This is a genomic window from Citreimonas salinaria, from assembly GCF_900107235.1.
GTDB classification, from domain to species: Bacteria; Pseudomonadota; Alphaproteobacteria; order Rhodobacterales; family Rhodobacteraceae; genus Citreimonas; species Citreimonas salinaria.
Map to the genome: position 1 here is coordinate 1 of NZ_FNPF01000060.1, position 1,053 is coordinate 1,053.

The 1,053-nt window shown below is 58.2% G+C and carries 2 protein-coding genes; both read right to left on the reverse strand.

Going from position 1 to position 1,053, the window contains the following annotated elements; translation table 11 throughout:
- Positions 1-15 precede the first annotated feature (15 nt).
- Positions 16-591: an IS630 family transposase gene (locus BLW27_RS21575; protein WP_218141203.1), complete on the reverse strand. Its 576-nt coding sequence runs from the start codon at positions 589-591 to the stop codon at positions 16-18.
- 16 nt (positions 592-607) lie between these two features.
- The gene (locus BLW27_RS21580; RefSeq protein WP_218141204.1) at positions 608-970 is read right to left on the reverse strand and encodes a COG3415 family protein; all 363 of its coding nucleotides are present in this window, start codon (positions 968-970) and stop codon (positions 608-610) included.
- Positions 971-1,053 lie beyond the last annotated feature (83 nt).

Here is a 1,053-nt window from a genome sequence, read left to right on the forward strand (position 1 = left end):
TAGAGCGGATCGCGTTTAATTGGTTCTGTATCCTGCTGCTTTGAAGAAGTTGTAGCATTCTTCATCACTGAACAGGTCGCACACGTGACCGACCGCCTGCCAAAGCTCATGGTAGTTTCGCGCCGCAGCCTTTCTGATCAGCGCCTTCAACTTTGAGAAGGCCATCTCGATGGGGTTCAAATCGCGGCTGTAGGGCGGCAGGAACAGGAACCATGCGCCGATGTCGCGTAGGGCCTGGGCCGGACCGGGACTTTTGTGGCTGGACAGGTTATCGAGGATGACAACGTCCCCTTTTCGCAGCGTCGGCACCAATTGAGTGGTGACATAGAGATCAAACATCTCGCCATTCATGGCTCCATCGATGACCCATGGGGCGTCCATCCGGTCGTGGCGCAAGGCTCCGATGAAGGTCTGCGTGCGCCAATGTCCGAAGGGTGCATGATCGACCAAGCGCTGGCCGCGCGGGGCCCAGCCGGTGGTCTTGACCATGTTTGTCTTGACCGATGTCTCGTCGATGAAGGCCAGCCTTTCCAGATGGCTGGCCATAAAAGGCTGGCGTTTTGTGATCCAGACGTGGCGTAGGTCGGCCACATCTCCGCGTTTCTGCTCAAGCGCCTGCAGATCTTTTTTTGTGTGACAATCCCAGCCGGAGCAGCAGTCGTCCGATCGATGAACGATGCACCTTCAGCCCGTGCTCCCCGGCCACCTTCGCTGTCAGTTCGTCGATCGTTAGATCAGGTTGCGCCGCGATCTGGTCCCGCACCCAGTCCTTGACGCGTGTCAGCTTGCCACGCCCAGGATTGCCCTGCAGCTTCGGCGCGAGTTCACCGGTCTCGCGCTTAAGCCGCACCATGTCGTTCACGAACTTGATCGAAACACACAGTCGCCGCGCCGCTTCGGTGTGCGTGTTGCCCTGCTCGACAAGCGCAACCGCGCGTGCGCGCAATTCAACAGGATGCGGTTTACCCATCTCTGCCCCCCATATCTGCCATATCGGCAGGGAATCACAGAAAGAACGCCTTGAGAATCCCGAATCCAATCAAGGGCGATACG